Annotated in this window: 24 protein-coding genes; 14 read left to right on the forward strand and 10 right to left on the reverse strand. The window is 48.5% G+C overall.

Annotation, left to right across the window (positions count from 1 at the left end; all coding sequences use genetic code 11):
- Positions 1-33 precede the first annotated feature (33 nt).
- Together P6910_RS13540 and P6910_RS13545 are read left to right on the forward strand one after the other, a co-directional pair.
- A complete protein-coding gene (locus tag P6910_RS13540; protein WP_317141823.1) occupies positions 34-1,470 on the forward strand; it encodes a serpin family protein in 1,437 nt (478 codons plus the stop codon).
- Between the two features lie 75 nt (positions 1,471-1,545).
- On the forward strand, positions 1,546-2,940 hold the full coding sequence (locus P6910_RS13545; RefSeq protein ID WP_317141824.1) for a serpin family protein: 1,395 nt from the start codon (positions 1,546-1,548) through the stop codon (positions 2,938-2,940).
- 60 nt (positions 2,941-3,000) lie between these two features.
- Here the strand turns inward: P6910_RS13545 and P6910_RS13550 are convergent, their stop codons facing one another.
- From P6910_RS13550 to P6910_RS13560, 3 genes are read right to left on the reverse strand one after another with little or no spacing between them, the layout of a single operon-like run.
- Complete coding sequence (locus tag P6910_RS13550; protein WP_317141825.1) at positions 3,001-3,666, reverse strand: SOS response-associated peptidase; 666 nt, start codon at positions 3,664-3,666, stop codon at positions 3,001-3,003.
- Positions 3,667-3,668: 2 nt separating this feature from the next.
- Entirely contained in the window at positions 3,669-3,917 is a 249-nt protein-coding gene (locus P6910_RS13555; protein WP_317141826.1) for a DUF2007 domain-containing protein, read from the reverse strand.
- Between the two features lie 37 nt (positions 3,918-3,954).
- Complete coding sequence (locus P6910_RS13560) at positions 3,955-4,521, reverse strand: hypothetical protein (protein ID WP_317141827.1); 567 nt, start codon at positions 4,519-4,521, stop codon at positions 3,955-3,957.
- A gap of 242 nt (positions 4,522-4,763) precedes the next feature.
- On the opposite strand from P6910_RS13560, the gene P6910_RS13565 reads away from it, so the two are divergent.
- From P6910_RS13565 to P6910_RS13575, 3 genes are read left to right on the forward strand one after another with little or no spacing between them, the layout of a single operon-like run.
- Positions 4,764-5,987, forward strand: a complete 1,224-nt coding sequence (locus P6910_RS13565; protein WP_317141828.1) for a 1-acyl-sn-glycerol-3-phosphate acyltransferase — start codon at positions 4,764-4,766, stop codon at positions 5,985-5,987.
- The gene (locus tag P6910_RS13570) at positions 5,974-6,291 is read left to right on the forward strand and encodes an NGG1p interacting factor NIF3 (protein WP_410493830.1); all 318 of its coding nucleotides are present in this window, start codon (positions 5,974-5,976) and stop codon (positions 6,289-6,291) included. Before P6910_RS13565 ends, P6910_RS13570 begins: the two co-directional genes overlap by 14 nt.
- A gap of 59 nt (positions 6,292-6,350) precedes the next feature.
- A complete protein-coding gene (locus P6910_RS13575) occupies positions 6,351-6,752 on the forward strand; it encodes a hypothetical protein (RefSeq protein WP_317141829.1) in 402 nt (133 codons plus the stop codon).
- A 217-nt stretch (positions 6,753-6,969) separates the two neighbouring features.
- On the opposite strand, the gene P6910_RS13580 is transcribed toward P6910_RS13575, so the two are convergent.
- Positions 6,970-8,676: a hypothetical protein gene (locus tag P6910_RS13580; protein WP_317141830.1), complete on the reverse strand. Its 1,707-nt coding sequence runs from the start codon at positions 8,674-8,676 to the stop codon at positions 6,970-6,972.
- A 32-nt stretch (positions 8,677-8,708) separates the two neighbouring features.
- Complete coding sequence (locus tag P6910_RS13585) at positions 8,709-9,260, reverse strand: NUDIX hydrolase (RefSeq protein ID WP_317141831.1); 552 nt, start codon at positions 9,258-9,260, stop codon at positions 8,709-8,711.
- Positions 9,261-9,580: 320 nt separating this feature from the next.
- On the opposite strand from P6910_RS13585, the gene P6910_RS13590 reads away from it, so the two are divergent.
- The gene (locus P6910_RS13590; RefSeq protein ID WP_317141832.1) at positions 9,581-10,201 is read left to right on the forward strand and encodes a CoA pyrophosphatase; all 621 of its coding nucleotides are present in this window, start codon (positions 9,581-9,583) and stop codon (positions 10,199-10,201) included.
- A gap of 51 nt (positions 10,202-10,252) precedes the next feature.
- Here the strand turns inward: P6910_RS13590 and P6910_RS13595 are convergent, their stop codons facing one another.
- Complete coding sequence (locus P6910_RS13595) at positions 10,253-11,506, reverse strand: HlyC/CorC family transporter (RefSeq protein WP_317141833.1); 1,254 nt, start codon at positions 11,504-11,506, stop codon at positions 10,253-10,255.
- Between the two features lie 76 nt (positions 11,507-11,582).
- Positions 11,583-12,086, reverse strand: coding sequence for a DUF2165 domain-containing protein (locus P6910_RS13600; protein WP_317141834.1), 504 nt, complete (start codon positions 12,084-12,086; stop codon positions 11,583-11,585).
- On the opposite strand from P6910_RS13600, the gene P6910_RS13605 reads away from it, so the two are divergent.
- Genes P6910_RS13605 through P6910_RS13615 form a run of 3 tightly spaced genes read left to right on the forward strand, consistent with a single transcriptional unit; the run spans position 12,038 to position 13,483 of the window.
- Positions 12,038-12,322 carry a recombinase family protein gene (locus P6910_RS13605; RefSeq protein ID WP_317141835.1) on the forward strand — a complete coding sequence of 95 codons (285 nt, stop codon included), beginning with the start codon at positions 12,038-12,040 and terminating at the stop codon, positions 12,320-12,322. The two genes, P6910_RS13600 and P6910_RS13605, sit on opposite strands and share 49 nt — an antisense overlap.
- Before the next feature lie 11 nt (positions 12,323-12,333).
- Positions 12,334-12,699 carry a helix-turn-helix domain-containing protein gene (locus P6910_RS13610; protein WP_317141836.1) on the forward strand — a complete coding sequence of 122 codons (366 nt, stop codon included), beginning with the start codon at positions 12,334-12,336 and terminating at the stop codon, positions 12,697-12,699.
- Positions 12,623-13,483 (forward strand): RNA-guided endonuclease TnpB family protein, encoded by an 861-nt coding sequence (locus tag P6910_RS13615; RefSeq protein WP_317146550.1) that lies wholly within the window; start codon positions 12,623-12,625, stop codon positions 13,481-13,483. Before P6910_RS13610 ends, P6910_RS13615 begins: the two co-directional genes overlap by 77 nt.
- A 69-nt stretch (positions 13,484-13,552) precedes the next feature.
- Here P6910_RS13615 and P6910_RS26835 read toward each other — a convergent pair whose 3' ends face one another.
- Complete coding sequence (locus P6910_RS26835) at positions 13,553-13,678, reverse strand: DUF2165 family protein (RefSeq protein ID WP_410493831.1); 126 nt, start codon at positions 13,676-13,678, stop codon at positions 13,553-13,555.
- Between the two features lie 98 nt (positions 13,679-13,776).
- Entirely contained in the window at positions 13,777-14,589 is an 813-nt protein-coding gene (locus P6910_RS13620; RefSeq protein ID WP_317141837.1) for an inner membrane protein YpjD, read from the reverse strand.
- 223 nt (positions 14,590-14,812) lie between these two features.
- On the opposite strand from P6910_RS13620, the gene ffh reads away from it, so the two are divergent.
- Positions 14,813-16,219: a signal recognition particle protein gene (ffh, locus tag P6910_RS13625; RefSeq protein WP_317141838.1), complete on the forward strand. Its 1,407-nt coding sequence runs from the start codon at positions 14,813-14,815 to the stop codon at positions 16,217-16,219.
- Between the two features lie 71 nt (positions 16,220-16,290).
- On the opposite strand, the gene P6910_RS13630 is transcribed toward ffh, so the two are convergent.
- Positions 16,291-16,854: a GNAT family N-acetyltransferase gene (locus tag P6910_RS13630; RefSeq protein WP_317141839.1), complete on the reverse strand. Its 564-nt coding sequence runs from the start codon at positions 16,852-16,854 to the stop codon at positions 16,291-16,293.
- 384 nt (positions 16,855-17,238) lie between these two features.
- On the opposite strand from P6910_RS13630, the gene rpsP reads away from it, so the two are divergent.
- From rpsP to rplS, 4 genes are all read left to right on the forward strand, one after another.
- Positions 17,239-17,484, forward strand: coding sequence for a 30S ribosomal protein S16 (gene rpsP, locus P6910_RS13635; RefSeq protein ID WP_317141840.1), 246 nt, complete (start codon positions 17,239-17,241; stop codon positions 17,482-17,484).
- A gap of 78 nt (positions 17,485-17,562) precedes the next feature.
- Complete coding sequence (gene rimM / locus P6910_RS13640; protein WP_317141841.1) at positions 17,563-18,117, forward strand: ribosome maturation factor RimM; 555 nt, start codon at positions 17,563-17,565, stop codon at positions 18,115-18,117.
- A 146-nt stretch (positions 18,118-18,263) separates the two neighbouring features.
- Complete coding sequence (gene trmD, locus P6910_RS13645; RefSeq protein WP_317146551.1) at positions 18,264-19,049, forward strand: tRNA (guanosine(37)-N1)-methyltransferase TrmD; 786 nt, start codon at positions 18,264-18,266, stop codon at positions 19,047-19,049.
- 17 nt (positions 19,050-19,066) lie between these two features.
- Positions 19,067-19,420, forward strand: a complete 354-nt coding sequence (gene rplS, locus P6910_RS13650; protein ID WP_252180499.1) for a 50S ribosomal protein L19 — start codon at positions 19,067-19,069, stop codon at positions 19,418-19,420.
- Positions 19,421-19,649: the final 229 nt, after the last annotated feature.

The raw sequence follows: 19,649 nt of genomic DNA on the forward strand, positions 1-19,649 counted from the left end.
ATCGCTGAAATCAAGAAGTTATGAGGTGCCAACATGGCTCAAGTCATTAAATTTCCCGATATAGCCTTGCAACACAGGCGCATTTTGCTCTTGGTCAGTTTGCTTTATTTCCTGTTGCTACCCACACAACTCAGGGCTGTGACCTATGTCGACTTCATCGGTGACGACCCTGAAAAATTACCACCCTACCCGGCGCTTCATGAAGAAAGTTCTGACGACGAGCATCAAGTTGACACAATGCAATACCAATCGGTAACACCAGAAAACCCTGATCCTGATTCACCAGCGGCTGAGTCCAGTCGGGATCTGGAGCTTGCCATAAGTCTATTTACCCAGGCAGCAAAGGAAACTCCTGAAAATTTTCTTATCTCCCCTGATGGCCTCTTTCGATCGCTGGCACCAGTACTCATGGGGGCTACTGGAGAAACCAGGCGATTGCTTCAAAGCTATCTGGGAGACAGATATTCTGAGCCACCCCCTGCAGCAGCAACCGCAACATCTTCTGCTTTTGCACAGGACGACTACTTCGTCTCAAACACTCTGCTCTTGTCCGATGATCTTGTAATTAAGGAAACTTATCTTGAGGAAGCTAAACAAGTAAACGTCGATGTTCGTGAAAATATCAGGTTCCGCGACCCTGCATCTTTAGAAATCCTTGCTGATAAACTCAACGAACTATTTAGCGAATTAACCCGTGGCATGGTTCCAAAATTTTGCCACGCCAGCGAATGGTCGACAGATACCACCTTGGGACTCATAAGTTCTGTTTACTTCAAAGGGCTTTGGAGAGACTCTTTTAGTATCCGAGAAGCAGGTTCATTTACTTTACCCGACGACGACAAGGACGACGACAAGAGAGTCTTGTTGGACAAATGGATGCTGGGTGAAATCAGTTCCTCCCAATACGCAGAGCACAATTATTGGCAAGCAGTCACCGTTCCTTACCGGGGAGCCCATCAAATGATTTTAGTTTTACCTCCCGAAGGGATTATGCCCCATGAGATATCAGCAGGAACGGTAATGGCATTATTTTCATCATTAGACTCCCAAGGATTATATCCATATCAATCATCTTCAAAAATCACTATTGGACTTCCACCCTTTAAAGTTGATTCGGACATTGAGTTGAGCCGTTTTTTAAGAAAAACACCTCTAGGTGCTGTTTTTACAGGCGCCGTCCTTAGAAGCAGCCTCGAATTAGGAGCTATGCTATCTGATCCTCGAGGTGCTTCTATTAATTTGGTTCGTCAACATTGCGCAATTGAGGTTAATAAAGATGGGACCCGAGCCGCAGCTGTCACACGCATCTCTACAACGAGAGGAGGGGGAGGGGGCAGTCATAGAAAATCCATCCAATTTAATCGACCATTTGCTTATTTTGTGCGTGATGAAAAAACAGGAGAAATCCTCTTTGTTGGGCAGGTAGTTGATCCTCGAAGCACTTCAAAATCGGGTACCGGTAGCCATTAATCAGGTGAGCTGTTCAGTGAACAGGAAGGTCATCTTGAGACAACCCCTGAAATCAGGAAGTTATAAGGTGCCAACATGGCTCAATTAATTAAATCTCCCGATATGGCCTTACAGCACAGGCACATTTTGCTCTCAGTCAGTTTGCTTTATTTCCTGTTGCTACCCTCACAACTCAGGGCTGTGACCTATGTCGACTGCATCAATGACGATCCTGAAAAATTTCCACCCTGCCCGGCGCTTCATGAAGAAGGTTCTGACAGCGAGCCTCAAGGTGAAACAAGGCCTTTCCAATCGGCAACACCAGAAAACCCTGATTCAGATCCTCGTCCACAAGCGGCTGAGTCCAGGGGGAATCTGGAGCTTGCCATAAGTGTATTTAGTCAGGCAGCAAAAGTAACGCCTGAAAATTTTCTTATCTCCCCTGATGGCCTTTATCGAGCGCTGGGACTAATACTCATGGGGGCTACTGGAGAAACCAGGCGATTGCTTCAAAGCTACCTGGGAGATAATTATTCTGAGCCATCCCTTGCAGCAGCACCAATCGCAACATCTTCTGCACAGGACGAATACTCCATCTCAAACACTATGCTCTTGTCCAGTGAACTTGAAGTTAAGGAAACTTATCGTGAGAGACTAAAACAAGTAAACATCGATTTTCGTGATAACATCAACTTCTTCGACCGTGTATCTCTAGAAAGCCTTGCCGATGAGCTCAACAGACTATTTAGCCAGTTAACCCATGGCATGATTCCACAATTTTGCTACGCCGACCAATGGTCGCCAGCTACCACCATGGCTCTCATAAATTCTATTTACTTCAAAGGGCTTTGGGAAAGGTCTTTTAATGTCCGAAAAGCAGGTAAATTTACTTTACGCGACGGTCAGAGAGTCAATTTGAATGAATTTATGGTGGGTGAAATCAGTTTCTCCCAATACACAAATCACAATGATTGGCAAGCAGTCACCGTTCCTTACCGGGGAGCCCATGAAATGATTTTAGTTTTACCTCCCAAAGGGATCATGCCCCATGAGATATCAGCAGAAATAATAATGGCATTATTTTCATCATTAAACTCCGGGGAATCATGTCCATCATGTTTAAAAATCGCTATTGGACTTCCACCCTTTAAAGTTGATTCGGACATTGAGTTGAGCCATTTTTTAAGAAAAACAGCTCTACATCCTCTTTTTACAAGCCCCCTCGAATTAGGAGCTATGCTATCTGATCCTCTAGCTGTTTCTATTAATATGGTTCATCAACATTGCGCAATTGAGGTTAATGAAAATGGGACCCGGGCCGCAGCTGTCACACACATCGCTTTATCGCGATCGGCTGACGGGAGCAAATCCATCCAGTTCAATCGACCATTTATTTATGTATTGCATAATAAAATAACAAAAAGAATCCTCTTTATTGGGCAGACACTTGACCCTCGAAGCACTTCAGAATCGGGTACCGGTAGCCATTAATCAGGTATGGGGAGCCTGAAGATTCCCCTCATCTTTTGTCGTGGGCAACGGAGGAGTCGTTTAATTGCGAGCAACCAGTTTCTTCACGCACTCTGGCCCCTTGTTCGAGACATGATTCACCGTTCTGCCCACTTTATAAAAAGACAGTTTACTGATCGTTTCAGTCGGTTTGCCCAGACTCGCAAGGACCGTCTTATAGCACTCACCCAGCCACTCCTTAGCCTGTTTTTGTTGCAGCAGAACCGGCATTCTCTCGGTCAGCGGTGTAATATCACTGATAGCAGGACGAGTAAGAATCGCACAGGACTCGAAACTCAACTGGTCGTCCACAGCATAGCTCTCCCAGAGACCGGCAAACAAACACAAACCACCCGACTTTGGACGTATATACCATGGCTGACTGTGATCCCCTACCCTCTGCCAGTCGAACCAGCCATCGGCCAGAATCAGACATCGCTGCTTTCTGAGGGCACTGCGAAACATTGGTTTATCGGCAGCGGTTTCGATTCTGGCATTGATCTGGGCTCTGGAAAAATCCTGCAGCCAGTGAGGAACCAGACCCCACTTAACCCGAGCGGTTTCAAAACAGCCCTGCTCATTATTTTTGACAATAAGTACCTGTTCACCAGGCGCAACATTATAGGAGGGAATATTGACTTCCGGCTGCTGGATACCCAGACACCCCAGGTTGATCTGATCAGCCATCAGCGTGTAACGACCACACATAATCACTCTTCCTGAATGTGATCAGATTCTTCCAGAACGGGGGACGCCTTGAGGTAATCCTCGATCATCTCTTTGGCCAGGCCTGCATCGTAATCGTCTACGTAGAGAGCCAGCAGACCGGTAGCGGGTAGTTCACCCACGGCACCTGCCAGATAGCTACCTCCCAGATGGCAGGCAATGCCATGGCTCTCCAGAACATCCTTGAGGCATTGAGCCTCAAGGAGATTGTCAGGGCTGAATATCTTGATCATACTTTTAATAAAACACGTCTATCGTCGTAAAGCAAGCTTACTTCAGGTAGACCGTCTTGATCTGGCTGACCAGCTCGTTCGCCTTAGCTCTCTGGGCAGGGTTGAGCAGTTCAGACAGCTCCTGCTTCTGTTTACGGGCCGCTGTCAGGAAGTCCCCCTCGGAACCTTCCAGACTCAGGGCAGTCCACATATAAGCAGCAATCAGGTTAGGGTCTGTGCCTGCCCCTTTATAATACGATTTCCCCAGTTCGTACTGAGCCTCTGCACTCTTGCCCTTTCGACCCGCGGCCCGTTCGATCAGTTCAAAACCTTTTTTAGGATCTTTAGCTACGCCCCCCAGACCCTCTCGATAGACCTTGCCCAACAAAAGTTCTGCCTGAACATTACCTCTGTTCGCCAGAGGTTCCAGCAGAGAAAGGGTTTGACTGGCATTTTCCGGCCTGACTTTACCAGCAACCAACAGGCTACCCACTTCAAGCACGGCCTGTTCGTCACCTGAGCTGGCCCGCTTCAACAGACTGGAATAGTCAGCAGCCCAGCCACTCAGGGAAAACAGTAATGTAATGGCCAGCAGCCTACCCTGGCACCTTTTACTCAATAACATCTATTACCTCTAGCCATTTTGAGCAGTCGACTGCTCAATGATTTCATTTTTGAAACACTGATTTTTTCGATTGTGCAGAGTATACACACTCAAGACAGGGAATTCTGCAAGCTTTCAATTATCAACAACTCAATAGTCAGTTAAACCCACATCAACAAACATTCATACGTCCAGCTACTCTCAAACCGTTACAAAGTGCCACAACCCGGCTACAGACCCTTTGTTTTAATAACTATATACTCATGGTTTCACTCACCGCTGTTATAAAAGGCAACCACCCGGAACAGATGGAACGTTTTGAAGAAATCCGCCCCTATCACGATCAGGAAGTAAGGCCCGTCCTGGACCGCCTGTTGCAAGACCGTGAACTTATTCAGGCACTGGTGCGTCATCAATACCCTGATATGCCAGTTTTCCTTAATGGTATTGCAGGCTGGCTGACAGCCCTGGGATTACGCTACAAACTGAAGAACATACATGACGTTGATGGACTGCAACACGTCATTGAACCTTACCTGACCCGCGTCATTGAAGGCAGTACTTCCGGCATCAGTTTTTCCGGACTGGATCAGCTCAACAAAGAGCAGGCTTATCTGTTCCTGTCCAATCACCGGGACATTGTCATGGACCCGGCTTTTGTCAATCTGGCTGTTTATAAACAGGGCATGCAAACCGTTCGAATAGCTATTGGTGACAACCTGCTGCAAAGACCTTTTGTCAGCGACCTAATGCGTCTTAACAAAAGCTTTATCGTCAAACGCTCTGTGGATGGCCGCCGGGAAAAACTCAAGTCTTATCAGACACTGTCAGCCTATATTCATGACTCCATTGATACCGGACATCCCGTCTGGATCGCCCAAAGCGAAGGCCGGGCAAAAGACGGTGACGACAAAACCGACTCTGCTATCATCAAGATGCTTCACATGAGCCGAAAAGCTGCAGAAACCTCTTTTGCCGACAGCATTCGCTCCATGAACCTGGTACCGGTTTCGATTGCTTACGAATACGACCCCTGTGATATGGCCAAAGCCAGAGAGCTCCATGCCACTGAAACCAGGGGTAATTACGAAAAATTTAAAGGAGAAGACCTGCAAAGCATAGTGACCGGCATCGAAGGCTTCAAAGGCAAGGTTCATGTAGCTTTTGGTACTCCGCTGATCGACGAGTATGAAAATGCCAATCAGGTTGTTGAAGAGGTGGATCGTCAAGTTCATCAAAACTATCATCTGTTCGCTTCCAACCTGATTGCCTTTGATCGGCTCCGCAGTGCACACCCTGATGTGACAGAGTGCTCATTAGAGACCCTGTTTGAAAGATTTTGCCCGGAAGAGTCGCTCGACAGTAAAGTCGCAGAGTTCAATGATCGCATGGCCCAGTGTTCGCAAGCTCATCAACCCTGGCTCCTGAAGATGTATGCTAATCCTGTTATCAATCATTTTGCTGGAAAACGACATGTCTTTGCATAAGCTCTGTTTTTTTGTCCCTGAACGTCATCTTGAATCAGTGAAGACTGCCGTCTTTGCTGCGGGTGCCGGTCGTTACGAAAAGTACGACAACTGTTGCTGGCAAACGTCCGGACAGGGACAGTTCAGAGCGTTGGATGGCAGCGATCCTTTTATCGGTAGCCAGGGTAAGCTGGAAACCGTTCAGGAATTCAAGGTTGAAATGATCTGCGAGGACCAGTATCTCAAAGCCGCCATTGCAGCGTTGAGATCGGCACACCCTTATGAAGAGCCAGCCTTTGAAAGCTGGCCGCTAAACGCTTCCTGAGTGTGACACTCCCCGCCCTGTCGAGGCTGTCGCAAAACTCTCTCCAACCTGGGAACGAGTTGACTCCCGTCATTCCCGGCTTCATTCTCGTCATTCCCGCGAAGGCGGGAATCCACACTGACTCACCACCAGAACCATACTGCCCGGTGTCCCCCTGGCCTTGTCATCCCCGAGAAGGCAGAGATCCACCGTTGGCGCTGGATTCCCGCCTTCGCGGGAATGACGACCTCAGAGCATGGGAACGAGTTGTTGGAGTTTTGCGACAGCCTCGAAGGCGGGAATCCACACTGACTCACCACCAGAACCATACTGCCCGGTGTCCCCCTGGCCTTGTCATCCCCGAGAAGGCAGAGATCCACCGTTGGCGCTGGATTCCCGCCTTCGCGGGAATGACGACCTCAGAGCATGGGAACGAGTTGTTGGAGTTTTGCGACAGCCTCGAAGGCGGGAATCCACACTGACTCTCCGCCAAAACCATACTGCCCGGTGCCCCCCTGGCCTTGTCATCCCCGAGAAGGCAGAGACCCACTGTTGGCCCTGGATTCCCGCCTTCGCGGGAATGACGACCTCAGAGCATGGGAACGAGCTGTTGGAGTTTTGCGACAGCCTCAGAGCATGGGAACGAGCTGTTGGAGTCTTGCGACACCCTCTGTCAGGCGAGGGTTTACGACGATTTTGCTAAAACCCGGGAAACGCCTCACTCAGAAAGCGAATAAAGTTTCTTTTAGCCTTGTGCTTTTGGCGGAGCTTATCGAACCAGTGACTGAATGCCTGCTGTTGATTCAGTCCGGCCATTATCTGCTGACACTCAACCATTAGCTCGACCGCTTCTTTGTAACTATTGTTCGTTTTTTTCTGTAGACAAGCCTCAACCAGCTTCTCATAGAGAGCAAAAGAGCGTTCTCCATCCTGCCGAAAATGTTTCCTCAGCTCATAAAGCAATGCCACATCCGGTTCTGCATCTGTAACCAGTTGCCAGGCCGAATCCAGATCGGACTCGGCAAGAAAAGTCATCATCAGTGTGTTTAACACACGGTGATGGAGATACCCCTGAGTACTGACGACACGCTCTTTCATCCAGTCTATGGCTTTTTGCCGCCAGTCTTGCTGACTGTTCAGGTCTTGTGAAAGCTCTTGCAAATACTCAAAAGTGGACAGTGTTGGTGACTCTTTAAATTGCTCCCAAACATCCTGTAAAGCTTCAGAGCTTCGCCCCGTTTTCAATAGCAGCAACTGTTGTAGTTCATGAATCTCAGCTGATTCACCGAAACGACTGTTCTGCCGGGCTCTATCAAGATAATTCTGGGCATCGTCATACTCATCCAACTCCAGATAACAGCGAGCAATAACCAGATACTCTGTCTCAGTCCTGGCAATCTTTTTATAGAGCTGAATCAATGTCTTGTAGTCATTCTGCAGTTCAGGTTCGACTTGCAGAACTCTGAGCAACCGGTCATAAATGAGTCGGTCCCGCCAGTTATCACTTTTCAGTCTGGGTAACTCATCCCAACGAGCCCGGGCGATCTCCAGGAAAGTCTTGTGACACTCTGGCGTCATAACTTCACTGAAATCATCCGGAATTCGACCATGCCATTCATCTTCATCCTTGAGCAGCAACTCCATCAGATGCTGAGCCTTGGACGCTTCAGACCAGTTCAGTGAAGCAAACGCCTCAATGTACATCCTCTGTATCTGAGCGACAGCCTCAAACCTGAAACCTCCGGAATCATCGACTGTCTCCAGCGCATGGACGATTCGTGACATAGCGTAGTCCAGCAACGCCAACTGATCAGAAGCTGCCAGCTTTTTTAAAGGTGATTCAAGGTTAAACAGAAGCTGTTCGACATTGGCAAAATATTGCCTGACCTGAGCGTATCTAAAGTAATGTCGATTGTAGGGGATCGCGGCGGTTATTCGTTTACGGATGGTTTTTCGGTCCATAATGCCCAGTGCTGTTTCAGCCTTGAGCAACCAGTGCTCTCGCACTGAACGACTGGCGTCTATCATTTCAACAAAGTGCCCCACCAGTTCTTCTTTGGGCATCTGCGATAAATAAGCGGCCAATACGTCTGTGGCCTCTGCGCCTTTTTTCACCCGGGGAACAGAGACTTTATCTCGCAACACCATAGCCACAGCAACACAGTGTTTGCAAAAGTCGATGCCATCAGAAGCCGGACAGTTACAACTGCCGTCCAGGGCACTCTGGGTATATACCAGATTGACCCGATAAACCTCGTTGCCCGTAACACTGGCTGAAATCCTCTGGCCCCGGATCGTCAGGTCTGTGACCCGTCCTTCCTGGTAGCAACCCTTGCCCCGGGAAAAAGCTTTCTCGCCTGCCAGTTTCACTAACTGCTGATCGGTAATTTCCGGCTTGTCATTCACGCTGCTTCAACCTGATAAGATAACCCTGAAATTCAGGAAACCACTTTACGGCCCGGCAGGGCTATATCTTCCATCCGCTGAGGGAAATCACCTGTCTGACGATCACTGAAGTAATGGCGAAGGGTGCGACTGATGGTATTGAAAGCCAGCTGACCCCAGGGAATCTCTTCTTCACTGAAAAGAGCCACTGCTTCACTTTCTTCACCGGCGCTGAACTCGGGTTTATCAAGATGAGCCAGAAAAAATACCGAGAGTTGGCTCACATGAACGATATTAAACAGAGTATACAGTGATTGCAGAGTAACCTCGGCTCCGGCCTCTTCCATGGTTTCCCGAAGGGCAGCCTGCTCAAGGGTTTCCCCCAGCTCCATGAAACCGCCGGGTAATGTCCAGTAACCCCTGCGTGGTTCGATAGAGCGTTTGCAAAGGAGTACTTTACCTTCATAGACTGGCAGACAACCGGCAACGATTAACGGATTTTGATAGTGAATTTTGCCACAGTTGTCACAAACATCACGTAACCGGTTATCGCCACAAGGGACTTTCTTACTGACCTTAGCGCCACACTCACTGCAGAAATTCACTGTTTTTCCTTCTAACTATGAAAATCTTTCTTCACCATAACCCGATTCATACCTGAAGTCACTTGAATCAGAGTTGGTGTAGAAAATGCTTATCATTTCTTTACCAGATGGATCATGCCGTAAAAAATATCTGTGTTATGATCTTTTCAAAGCCCGAAAAATTAGTGTTACACCCACGGAAGCGTAGCTCTGCCTGGTGTTACTGGCAGTCTGGTACCCAAGGTCGATAACAATAATGTTCCAACGGCGCCTTTTTTCAATGTCACTATGTTTTCTGAGCATCTGAATATCGCCGAGAAAGCCAGAGATTCACTTGTTATATGTTGATTACAGATATAGAACGAAGACTCCACAAACATCAGCCAAGAAGTATAGACACTCCTCTGCCGGAAGCCGCAGTCTTGATACCTCTGGTGACTAATGACCAGGGACAGGCCACCGAAATAATCCTTACCCGAAGGGCTTCACACATGAACAAGCACAGTGGTGAAGTGGCGTTTCCCGGTGGCAAACGGGAAGATGACGATCATAATCTGATTCAGACTGCCCTGAGAGAATCCCAGGAAGAGATTGACCTGAACCCTGCTTCCGTCCAGATATTGGGCACCATGGGTCCAGTTATTTCCCGCTTCGGCATCAAGGTGATTCCTGTCGTCGGTTCTGTACCGGAAAACTTGTCACTCAACGCTAACATTGAAGAGCTGGACCGCATTTTTCACGTTCCTCTGGAGTTTTTCACCAATCTGGACAACCTGCAGTTTCACCACTGGAGCATGAATGATAAAACCTACTCCATGCCCTCTTATCAATACGGTGAATATCTGATCTGGGGATTGACGGCCATTATGCTGGTAGAATTTCTGAATGTGGGATTAAACACCACTATCCCACTGGATGCACCTCAGTTTCATGCCAGCCACAGTTTTACGCAAAACCGCTAACTGTCGGATAGCCAGAGTTCAAAGTCCATTCTACGGAATATGTGACTCAAGTTAAGCAGTGAAAATTTTCACTGCTTTTACTCTATTGTCCTTGACCTGCATGATCTCAAACCGGTATTCGCCTACTTTGAGACAGACACTGGACTCCGGAATAAACTGCATCATCTCGGTGATCAAACCGTTAATTGTCCTGGCATCCTCGGTGGGTAATTTCCAACCCAGAGAACGGTTAATATCTCTTATGGACGCAGAACCATCAATGATGTAAGTACCGTCTTCCTGAGGGGTGATATCCTGACTGGAATCGGAAACATCGGTAGTAAAGTCCCCAACAATTTCTTCCAGAATATCTTCCAGCGTCACCAGACCCAGAATATCGCCATATTCGTCGACTACCAGTGCAACACGCTCTTTAGACTTCTGGAAATTGAACAGCTGGGTATGCAGTGGCGTGCTTTCAGGGACATAATAAGGCTCTGTGGTTTCCTGCAGGAGAAGCGCTTTATTGACTTCTTCCTGACTCAGTAGTCGCGCCACCTTTCTCATATGCAACATACCCACAAGATTATTTACATCGCCACGATAGACTGGCAAGCGAGTGTGCTGACAGGCTCTTAACTGTTCCAGGATATCCTTGATGTCGTCGTCAATATCAATTCCGAAAATTTCATTTCGGGGTACCATGATATCGTCTACCCGGACCTTCTCCAGATCCAGAATACCCAGCAACATTCCCCGCCTTTTCTGCGGCAATAACATGCCGGGGTCGGTCACAATGGTGCGCAGCTCTTCAGCGTTCAACTGATCTTCAGCAGCCTGACCGGGTTTGATACCAAAAGGTCTCAGCAGGAAACCACAGACCCAGTTTAAAACGACCACCATGGGATAGAAGAGTTTCAGCAACGGTGTCAGAATGAAAGAGGCAGGAAAGGCAATTTTTTCAGGATAGAGCGCAGCAACTGTCTTGGGCGTTACTTCACCGAAAATCAGTACCGCAACCGTCAGTCCCAGAGTAGCAATGGCAATACCGCTATCACCCCAGAGTCTCACTGCCACCAGAGTGGCCAGGGCAGAAGCCAGGATATTGACAAAGTTGTTGCCAATCAGAATCACACCAATCAGTCTATCAGGGCGTTCAAGCAGTTTATGAGTCCGCATGGCCGCTTTGTGATTCTTGCGAACCAGGTGGCGAAGGCGATAGCGGTTGATCGCCATCATGCCGGTTTCCGAACTGGAAAAAAAAGCCGACAGCAACATTAAAAGGGCCAAGATGGACAAAAGAAGACTGGTAGATGCTTCGCTCAAGACTGAAATCGCTCGTTCAGATTCTGTTCATGAAAGCGGTGATTCTAACGTTTCATACTCTAAACCCCAAACACTTTTATCGCTCTTGCTGACTCAAATAGAGCAAGGTCAAAAAGAACAGTGCAGCCACCCTGAAGCCTGGCTGAATACCACTCCAGCTGCGGGACTGCCAGGCCAGAAACCATTCACCCGAAATTCCCATAAAGGCCAGAAACCAGAGCATAATTCCCAGAGTTAAACCAAGCAGAGCCAGGCACTTGCTTTCATGGAAATTTTCACTGCGCAGATTGAGAATCATAAAGGCGGCACCGATCCAACATAAAAAAGCTATGATTGCTTCAACAGCGATAATCAGATTGTAAGCAATTTTCCAGACCGTGGGATCATGAACTGCCCGCCACTCTGCCTGAGCAAGGTTTCCGGTCGTATCCATACTCATCACATGCTGAACGTAAGGGTTAAAAACAGTTCGCAGAAATCTATTATAATCTAAAACTATCTTATAAAATCTCAAGCATGGATAAGTGATTAGTGAAGATAGGTGAGGCAGCTCGTTTACTTGGTACAGACCCAATAACACTACGAAAATCGGAAAATACAGGTGAGCTGCTTCCTGCCAGAAAGACCAAAGGCGGAGCTCGTTACTACGACGTGTCTGAATTGATGGGCTACAGTAACGAAGCTGCGCCTACGCTTTGCTATTGCAGAGTATCCGGTCACGACCAAAAGCCAGACTTAGACAGGCAGCAAGAGTTACTGGAAGCCTGCTGTTCTGCAAAAGGTTGGCGAACTCAGGTTATACGAAAAAATGCTTGAGACTTTGCGAGATGTTGTTAGCTCACAAGATTGAACTCAGACCGACAAAACAACAAGCCGATTATCTTGATAGGGCTTGTGGTTCTCGTCGTCATGCGTTCAATCAACTGTTAGCCCATTTCAATCAAGAAGGCGTTAAATGGTCAAAGAAGGCTGCGAATGAAAAATACCAAGAACTCAGGCTTGAGTTTCCCTGGTATGCCGAAGTCAGCCAACGTGTCACCAGGAACACAATCGACGATCTTCATGACGCCTTTACTCACTTCTTTCGTCGGGTGAAGAAAGGAGAAAAAGCAGGTTATCCAAGATCCAAGATTCAAGAAGCGAGGACTACACGACAGTTTTTCTCTCAGAGAAAAACCCAAGTTCGATGTTGATGGCAGAACACTTCGCATTGAGAAACTGAAAACCCGCATCAAGATGCGCCAAGAGCTGAGGTTCACAGGAACACCCTGTCAGGTGACGATCAGTAAGCGAGCCGGAAAGTATTTCGCTTCTATTTTGGTAGACACTCAGGATTTCGACCCAAAAGCACAAAGCCGTGAGTCTGTAGGCGTTGATTTTGGCATCAAAGGTTTAGCTATTTGTTCGAATGGTAAAACCTTTGCTGCTAATCAGAAACTGAAAGGCTCTCTGAAACGCCTTAACAGGAAACAGAGGGCGTTAAGCCGCAAAACAAAGGGAAGCAACCGCTATGCGAAAGCCAAGCGAGCGGTTGCCAAACTGCATTACCGGATAAGTAACCAGCGATCAGCCGTACTACATGAGGTAAGTGATTATCTGACGTCAAGATTCAAAATAATCACCCTCGAAAATCTGAATGTCAAAGGCATGGTAAAAAACCGCAAACTGGCAAGAGCAATCAGTGACGCAGGTTTCGGTAAGCTGAGAGAACTGGTTGAATACAAGGCAGAGCTGCGAGGATGTCAGGTTGTGATTGCAGATCGGTTCTTTCCCAGCTCGAAGAAATGTGCAGTTCATACTTGCGACTACATAAATGACAATCTCACCCTGTCTGATCGTGAGTGGCGGTGTCCAAAATGTAAAACTCTGCATGATAGGGATTACAGTGCGAGTTTGAACCTTGATAATTACGGTCGAGACAGGTTACAGCTCGACGGGGTCGCCCAGACCCTAAACCCTACGCAAGAGTGTAGTTAGACACGATTCGTCGTGCATCCATGTCGACGGCGTAGATAAGTCTACATAATTACAGATTATGTTAGATTTTTAGTAGCGGTAATTACTCTGATAGTCCATCAGATTATTAAACAAAACCAACGTGCTAAAAAGAGCAACAGCCGCGACCAACAAAACTTTACTGAGCTTTATGGCTATTATCATTTTCATAGCCATAAACAATAGACCGACTTACAGACTTCTCAAGCTGCCGGAAAAAAGAAGTGCAAAGAGAGATTAAAAGGAGCAGTAAACAAAGTCTGCTCCGAAAAGGCTCATCTGACCAGAATAAAGTCGACAACCGTTCGCCAACCGAAGTAAGCCACCAGCAACAGGATAAAACCGGCAACCGTCCAACGCATGGCCTTTTGTCCTCTCCAGCCATTGACCCAGCGCCCAATCAGCAGTGTCGTAAACAACACCCAGGCCACCAGAGAAAGTACTGTTTTATGGAACATATCACTGGCAAACATATTATCGATATACAAGAAGCCTGAAATCAGCGACAGGGTCAGCAGAATGACTCCTACAGAAAGAAATTCGAACAGCAATTTTTCCATAGTCTGCAGGGGCGGCAGGGCTTTGAGCAGACGCTTTTGATTGTGACTTCTAAGCTGCTTTTCCTGATAGGCCAGAAGCAGTGACTGACACACGGCCACCATCAGCAAACCATAGGCCAATACTGACAGCAGAACATGCACCACCATCAGAGTGGGTGAATGAAAAATGTGTTCCACAGGAGCCAGCCAGTCCGCCAGAACCGAGATGATAGTAAAAGGCAGAATCGTGACCAGAAGACTTTCAGAAGGCTTTCGCAAACTGCTGAGCAATACTACCAGTGTCACTATCAGTGTCGTCAAAGAACCGATCGTGAGAATACCAAGGTTGGTCCCCTTATCGGTGTGAATAGAAAAATAGAGCGAAAAAATATGTAAAGCAGCTCCGACTGTGATTGCCAGCAACACTAAATTTCGAGCGCCACCGCGACCAGTAATTCTTCCCCATTGGCAGACCATTCCCACTGCATAAAAAATGATGGCACCGATGCTGACGAGCATGAAATTCATTGATTCTTTTATAACCTCCATCTGAAATTTTCCTGATGGCGAAACCGTCGCAAAGCCACTTAGGAAGATGCAAACCTGAGCTTGCCATGTCCAAATCTACACAAGAACTACTTTGTTTTCATCCATCAAGTGGAAATACTGTCTCTGCCAGGACCTGATGCTGCCCCTTTTGCGCGGGATTGGATATAATGAATGCCAACTACACACTTGCACCTTACTTCCAAGGTATTTCCAAGGTAACTGGATGTTCGAGAATTTAACCGAACGCCTGTCGCAGACGCTTCGTAACGTCACCGGCAAGGCGAAACTGTCTGAAGACAATATTAAAGATACCCTGCGCGAGGTTCGCAAGGCCCTGCTGGAGGCTGACGTTGCCCTGCCGGTGGTCAAGGAGTTCATCAACCGGATCAGAGAACGGGCGATTGGCCAGGAGGTACAGTCCAGCCTGAGCCCCGGCCAAGCCTTCGTCAAGATTGTTCAGGCAGAACTGGTTTCGGTCATGGGCGAAGCCAATGACCAGCTGAACCTGTCGACCCAGCCACCCGCTGTTCTGCTGATGGCCGGTCTGCAGGGTGCCGGTAAAACCACCTCTGTGGCGAAACTGGGCAAGTTCCTCAAGGAACGCCACAAAAAATCTGTTATGGTCGTCAGTGCTGATGTTTACCGTCCGGCAGCGATCAAGCAGCTGGAAACGCTGGCGGGTGAAGTCGGCGTCGATTTCTTCCCATCCAACAGCGAACAAAAACCTGTTGATATTGCCACAGCAGCCATTCAGGAAGCTCGCCTGAAGCATATTGATGTAGTCATTGTCGATACCGCCGGTCGTCTGCACATCGACAGCGATATGATGGATGAAATTCAGCAGCTGCACAGTGCCATTAATCCTGTCGAAACCCTGTTTGTGGTTGACGCCATGACCGGTCAGGATGCCGCCAATACCGCCAAAGCCTTTGGTGATGCCCTGCCCCTGACCGGTGTCATTCTGACCAAGGCAGATGGCGACGCACGCGGAGGTGCCGCCCTGTCGGTTCGCCATATTACCGGCAAGCCGATCAAGTTCATGGGTGTCGGTGAAAAGACAGACGCTCTGGACCCATTCCACCCGGACCGTATCGCTTCCCGAATACTCGGCATGGGTGACGTTCTCTCCCTGATTGAAGAAGCTGAACAGAAGCTCGACAAAAAGAAAGCCGACAAACTGGCCAGCAAACTAAAAAAGGGCAAGGGCTTTGACCTGGAAGACTTCCGTGACCAACTTCAGCAGATGAAGAAAATGGGCGGCCTTGCAGGCGTTATGGACAAACTTCCCGGCATGCCGGGTATGCCAGCCAACATGCCCGGCCAGATGGACAACAAGATTTTTGTCCAGATGGAAGCGATCATCAACTCCATGACACCGGCTGAACGTGCAAATCCGGATATTATGAACGGCTCTCGCAAAAAGCGTATTGCCTCAGGTTCCGGCACCCAGATCCAGGACATCAACCGTCTTATCAAGCAGCACAAGCAGATGAGCAAGATGATGAAGAAAGTCACCAAGAAAGGCGGCATGAGCAAGCTGATGCGCGGCCTGGGTGGTATGAAAGGTCAGATGCCCGGCGGCATGGGCGGTATGATGCCTCCAGGCGGCGGTAAGAAGTTCCCATTCTAGCCATTCCTGACAATTTTATGGCCAGCCAAGCTGGCCATAATCTGTAAAAAAGGTCACTCTCCGCATCATTTTCATGAAATGCGAAATAGGCCCTGCTTCACCACTTCAGGCCTTTGTAGTCCATAGATAGCGTGACTGAGCACCTTATCACCCACTTTTTCGCGATGACTTATCACGCCTTCCAGAGTCATTCCCAATCGTTCACAAACTGCACGACTGGAAAGGTTTTCTTCAGCTGCCGAAATTTGCACCTTCTCCATACCCAGATTATTAAAGGCATGATGACAGAGATACCGGCAAGCCCGGGTAATAATGCCACTCCCCTGATAAGGTTCCCCCAGCCAGTAACCCACCTCGACCATTTTGAGATCGTGACGAATGGTATTCAAACTGATATTACCCACCACATTTTCCTGAAACTCAATGGCACAGGTCAGACTTTTACCGTCGGCATAGTCATGCAGCGATTTTTTGGCAAAAGCCCTGAAACCCTCTTCGGTATTACAGAACTCAGTCCAGGGCAGCCAGCGAGAGAGGTATTCCCGGCTCTCTTCCAACAGCTCAAGGTATCTTGGTGCCAACGTCTCACTGACCAGCTGTAGTCGTATTTCTTCATCGACCGTAATAAAAAACATGACTTTTCCTTTCTTATTCATGGATCAGGGTACAGTCGATTTTATATACGACAAACATCACTTATATCAAGTATTCACTCTTTTCAGTCAAGCTGAACAGTTTTCATTACATCAAGAATGGACAACCTGAAGAGGCTTTTTTAGAACTTTCGTGCAATATAAAGATCATAATAAGCCCCTCCGTGCAACCCACAGAACCTGCCCTCCCCTCATTCCATGAGACTTTCCGCAGCAAGATAAGTGTCAAGCATATTGTCAGCAGGACGGTTATTCCTTAGAATATGCGCCCTTCATGGCCCACTGTCAGTGTTCCATGAGTCTGAAGGCTCCCGGAGCCATCAGAGACAAGCGTTGCCGGACATCACGATTACAGGAAATTATTCCATGGTAACAATTCGTTTAGCTCGCGGCGGTTCCAAAAAGCGTCCGTTCTACCACCTGACTGTTGCTGACAGCCGTAAGGCTCAAGGTGGCCGCTTCATCGAGCGTGTAGGTTTCTTCAACCCTACTGCCCGTGGTCAGGAAGAGCGTCTGCGTGTGGATCAGGAGCGTGTTGAGTTCTGGCTGAGCCAGGGCGCTACCGTATCCGACCGCGTTAGCAAGCTGCTGAAAGACGCCAAAGCAGCCTGAGGTCAGGTTGAACAGCCATGAGCCGTTTAGAACAGCCCTGAGCCGTTTAAACAACCACCTCAAAAAGGAACAGAACCAGTGAAAAAAGCATCAGCAACCGCTCAACCCAAACAGGTTGTCCTCGGAAGTATTACTGGTGTGTACGGAGTAAAAGGCTGGGTTAAAGTGTATTCACATACCCATCCCATGACCAATATTCTGAACTATAAACACTGGATTTTGCGCCAGGATGGTCGCCAGCAGACCATTGAAGTCGATCAGGGCCGCCGTCAGGGCAAGGGTCTGGTCGCACACATCGCCGGATGCGATGACCGGGATATCGCCCGCCAGTTCACTGGTGCAGAAATCCTGATCGCTGAGAGCGAACTGCCCCCTCTGGCTGATGACGAGATATACTGGCATCAGCTTGAAGGTCTGGAAGTGAAAACCGCTGACGAAGCGGGCAAGGAGCTTCTGCTGGGCAAAGCCAGCCACCTGATGGAGACAGGAGCCAACGACGTATTGGTCATCAAAGCCTGCAAGGGCAGCATCGACCGACGCGAACGACTGGTCCCATGGTTACTGGATCAGGTGATCCTGGAAGTGAATCCGGAAGCAGGATTCATTCGGATTGACTGGGATCCGGAATTTTAACCGTTATGAGTGAAACTGACATGGACAGCCCTGAGCTGATTAAAAGCCCAGAGCCTGAGGACAGCCTTGAGCCGTTAAACAGCCCTGAGCCGTTAAACAGCCCTGAGCCGCAGAATAGCCATGAACAATCACCCATAACAGCAGATATGTGGTTCGGTGTAGTCACCCTCTTCCCGGAAATGTTTCGGGCCATTACCGATCACGGCATATCCGGCCGTGCTGTAAAGGAGGGAATTGTCTCGGTGCAAACCTGGAATCCCAGGAACTTCACCCATGACAGACACCGGACTGTGGATGACCGACCTTACGGCGGTGGTCCCGGCATGTTGATGAAAATTCAACCTCTGCGTGACGCCATCCATGCAGCCAAGAAAGCTGCTGGAGCCGATGCCACGGTGGTATACCTGTCTCCCCAGGGACGCCTGCTTGATCAGGCCGGGGTTCAGGAGCTGGCCGCCAGAAAGCGGCTTATTCTGGTATCGGGGCGGTATGAAGGTATTGATGAGCGTGTAATCAACGAAGAAATCGACGAGGAATGGTCGATCGGTGATTACGTGTTAAGTGGTGGCGAACTCGCCTCCATGACTCTGATTGATGCAGTTTCACGCTTTGTACCGGGCACCCTGGGTCACAAGGATTCCGCATTAGAGGATTCCTTTGCTGATGGCCTGCTGGATTGTCCGCACTACACCCGCCCTGAGATTTTCAAGGGGCAGAAAGTGCCGGAAGTTCTGCTGTCTGGGGATCATGCAAAAATTCGTGCATGGCGCCTCAAACAGGCATTGGGCAGAACCTGGTTGAGAAGACCGGACCTGTTGCAAGACAGGAAACTGACCCGCGAAGAGGAAAAACTGTTGTCTGAATTTATTCAGGAACATCTTTCTTCGGATAGCCACAGCAAGGCAGACTCGACGAGCGGAAGACTTGACTAACGGGAGCAAAATTTAAAATGAGCAAGAACAGAATCATTGAAGCGCTCGAACAAGAGCAGATGACCAAGGAAATCCCGAGCTTCGGCCCTGGTGACACTCTGGTCGTACAAGTTAAGGTTAAAGAAGGCAACCGTGAGCGTCTGCAGGCGTTCGAAGGTGTCTGCATTGCCAAGCGTAATCGTGGCCTGAACTCCGCTTTCACCGTCCGCAAGATTTCCAGCGGTGTTGGCGTTGAGCGTGTTTTCCAGACATACAGCCCTCTGGTCGCTTCTATCAATGTGAAGCGTCGCGGTGACGTACGTCAAGCCAAGCTGTACTACCTGCGTGCTCTGAGCGGTAAAGCAGCTCGTATCAAGGAAAAGCTCAACTAAGGGACGCTTTTCGCCTCGCGCGGAAAACTCTCCAGGGGTCTCCAAAACCCTGAGCATGACGCCCAGGGTCATAAAAGTTCTGACAATCCGGCAACCTTGTCAGTCCATAAAAAAAGCGACTAAAGTCGCTTTTTTTATGCCTTCAAAACAGAAAACAGCTTTTCATTTTCAGGCTTGTACTGTTTTCTTTACGATCCTTCCATATGCCGCAATAATAGGAGCCTCAACC

The organism is Endozoicomonas sp. 8E (assembly GCF_032883915.1).
Taxonomy (GTDB): domain Bacteria; phylum Pseudomonadota; class Gammaproteobacteria; order Pseudomonadales; family Endozoicomonadaceae; genus Endozoicomonas_A.

What these genes read in the sequence shown, in the direction of transcription:
- P6910_RS13540 (WP_317141823.1), top strand. Translation starts at nt 34, where the DNA reads ATGGCTCAAGTCATTAAATTTCCCGATATAGCCTTGCAACACAGGCGC.
- P6910_RS13545 (WP_317141824.1), top strand. Translation starts at nt 1,546, where the DNA reads ATGGCTCAATTAATTAAATCTCCCGATATGGCCTTACAGCACAGGCAC.
- P6910_RS13550 (WP_317141825.1), bottom strand. Translation starts at nt 3,666, where the DNA reads ATGTGTGGTCGTTACACGCTGATGGCTGATCAGATCAACCTGGGGTGT.
- P6910_RS13555 (WP_317141826.1), bottom strand. Translation starts at nt 3,917, where the DNA reads ATGATCAAGATATTCAGCCCTGACAATCTCCTTGAGGCTCAATGCCTC.
- P6910_RS13560 (WP_317141827.1), bottom strand. Translation starts at nt 4,521, where the DNA reads ATGTTATTGAGTAAAAGGTGCCAGGGTAGGCTGCTGGCCATTACATTA.
- P6910_RS13565 (WP_317141828.1), top strand. Translation starts at nt 4,764, where the DNA reads ATGGTTTCACTCACCGCTGTTATAAAAGGCAACCACCCGGAACAGATG.
- P6910_RS13570 (WP_410493830.1), top strand. Translation starts at nt 5,974, where the DNA reads ATGTCTTTGCATAAGCTCTGTTTTTTTGTCCCTGAACGTCATCTTGAA.
- P6910_RS13590 (WP_317141832.1), top strand. Translation starts at nt 9,581, where the DNA reads ATGTTGATTACAGATATAGAACGAAGACTCCACAAACATCAGCCAAGA.
- P6910_RS13610 (WP_317141836.1), top strand. Translation starts at nt 12,334, where the DNA reads ATGTTGTTAGCTCACAAGATTGAACTCAGACCGACAAAACAACAAGCC.
- P6910_RS26835 (WP_410493831.1), bottom strand. Translation starts at nt 13,678, where the DNA reads ATGGCTATGAAAATGATAATAGCCATAAAGCTCAGTAAAGTTTTGTTG.
- P6910_RS13620 (WP_317141837.1), bottom strand. Translation starts at nt 14,589, where the DNA reads ATGGAGGTTATAAAAGAATCAATGAATTTCATGCTCGTCAGCATCGGT.
- ffh (WP_317141838.1), top strand. Translation starts at nt 14,813, where the DNA reads ATGTTCGAGAATTTAACCGAACGCCTGTCGCAGACGCTTCGTAACGTC.
- P6910_RS13630 (WP_317141839.1), bottom strand. Translation starts at nt 16,854, where the DNA reads ATGTTTTTTATTACGGTCGATGAAGAAATACGACTACAGCTGGTCAGT.
- rpsP (WP_317141840.1), top strand. Translation starts at nt 17,239, where the DNA reads ATGGTAACAATTCGTTTAGCTCGCGGCGGTTCCAAAAAGCGTCCGTTC.
- trmD (WP_317146551.1), top strand. Translation starts at nt 18,264, where the DNA reads ATGTGGTTCGGTGTAGTCACCCTCTTCCCGGAAATGTTTCGGGCCATT.
- rplS (WP_252180499.1), top strand. Translation starts at nt 19,067, where the DNA reads ATGAGCAAGAACAGAATCATTGAAGCGCTCGAACAAGAGCAGATGACC.